Genomic DNA, 1,290 nt, shown 5'->3' with positions numbered 1-1,290 from the left:
TGAGGTTCCCCCGCTAATCCGGAGAGCGGATTATCTGGTTCCGGCTGGAACCTGTTGATGGTAACCGCCTTCGAACTCGTCGGGTGATCGCCAGCCCAGCTTCTTCTGGATGCGCTGGGAGTTGTACCAGCCGTCGATGTAGGCGAACAGGGCGTTCTCGGCCTCGTCGCGGGTGCGCCAGGTTCGCCGGTAGACCAGCTCGGTCTTGAGGGTGGAGAAGAAGTTCTCCATCAACGCGTTGTCGTAGCTGTCACCGACAGACCCCATCGATTGCGCAATACCGTTGTCGGCCAACCGATTAGCGAAACGGATCGCGGTGTAGGTCGACCCGCGATCGGAATGGTGGATCAGTTCGCCATCGCGGATGTCGCGGCTCCAGACCGCATATTCCAGCGCGCCCAGCACCAACTCGGTGTCACAACGGTCGGAGGTCTTCCAGCCGACGATCCGGTTGGAGAACGCGTCGCGGACAGCGGAGAGCCAGAACGCGCCCTGCCCGCAGGGAATGCGGGTGGCATCGGCGACCCACAACCGGTTCGGCTCCTCGGCGGTGAAGTTGCGTTCGACCAGATCCGGTGCCGGAGCGGCCCGCGGATCCTGGCGTGTCGACCCGAGTCGCCACTTCTTGCGCAGAAATGCGCCCTGCAGCTGCGAGGTCCGCATCAACCGTTCCACCCGCTTGCGGCCGACTCGAATGCCGTTGCGCCGCAACATGGCATGCACTCGCGGCGATCCATATGTGCCGCCGGAACTGGTATGGATATCGACGATCTCGCCCAGTAGTCGCTCGTCTTCGACATGGCGATCCGACGGTTGCTGCGCGCGTTTGCGCCACTCGTAGTAGGTCGAGGACGCGATTCCCAAAACCCGTAATACGAGCTCGACCGGGTGTTGGCTGTTCTGTTCGACGAACCGCATGATCACCGCCGGGTCGGGCCGAGCTCGGAGGCGAAATACGCACTCGCAGAACGCAATATGTCGTTGACCCGCTCGAGTTCGGCGACTCGCTTCTTCAACGCGCGGTTCTCGGCAGCCATGTCGGTACTCGGCCGGTCGGTCCGCTCGCCGGCATCGGCCTCGGCCTGGCGGATCCAGTTCCGCAACGCTTCGTGATGCACCCCGAGTTGCTCGGCCAGTTTCCGGATCGTCGGCTGCGGGTCCGACTCCCGATACAGCCGCACGGCCCGCGCCTTCAATTCATCGGGGTACTTCTTCGGTGCTGCCACGAATGACTCCTTCCGGCCCTATCGGACCACAGTCAGAGCTCTCCGAGAAAGCGGGGGAACCTCA

2 protein-coding genes are annotated in these 1,290 nt (G+C 63.2%); both read right to left on the bottom strand.

Features of this window, described 5'->3' with window-relative positions; translation table 11 throughout:
• Positions 1-30: 30 nt before the first annotated feature.
• Positions 31-924, bottom strand: coding sequence for an IS3 family transposase (locus AB0L82_RS43655; protein WP_364651616.1), 894 nt, complete (start codon positions 922-924; stop codon positions 31-33).
• A complete protein-coding gene (locus AB0L82_RS43650) occupies positions 921-1,226 on the bottom strand; it encodes a transposase (RefSeq protein ID WP_364651613.1) in 306 nt (101 codons plus the stop codon). Before AB0L82_RS43650 ends, AB0L82_RS43655 begins: the two co-directional genes overlap by 4 nt.
• Between the last annotated feature and the right edge of the window lie 64 nt (positions 1,227-1,290).

It is taken from the genome of Nocardia sp. NPDC052001, assembly GCF_040680615.1.
Taxonomy (GTDB): domain Bacteria; phylum Actinomycetota; class Actinomycetes; order Mycobacteriales; family Mycobacteriaceae; genus Nocardia.
The sequence above is the reverse complement of the archived record's forward strand: the minus strand, read 5'-3'. Positions and strand labels throughout refer to the sequence as shown.